The 324-nt window shown below is 39.5% G+C and carries 1 pseudogene; it reads right to left on the reverse strand.

What is annotated here, in order from left to right:
* Positions 1-324: pseudogene (locus tag AOA60_RS01255) on the reverse strand (ribonuclease J); the annotation flags it as partial.

Genomic DNA, 324 nt, shown 5'->3' on the forward strand with positions numbered 1-324 from the left:
AAAATATGTTGGTTGCATTAATGTTAACATCATCTTCAAGTCTTCTTGATATCCATGTCCTGAGACATGCATTCCTGAAGAACTTCCAGAACCGTAAATAACATTTGCACCTATGGAGAATAAGTTATCAACAATTCTTGTAACAGCAGTTTCATTTCCCGGTATTGGACCAGCAGCTAGTATCACTGTATCTCCTGCTAATACCTCTACACCACGGAAGTTACCCGTTGATAAACGAGATAAAGCTGCCAGTGGCTCCCCTTGACTTCCAGTACATAATATAGCAACTTTTTCAGGTGGGAGTTCATTTATTTGATCCTGTTC

The organism is Pseudomonas sp. 2822-17 (genome assembly GCF_002742485.1).
Classification (GTDB): Bacteria; Pseudomonadota; Gammaproteobacteria; order Pseudomonadales; family Pseudomonadaceae; genus Aquipseudomonas; species Aquipseudomonas cyclaminis.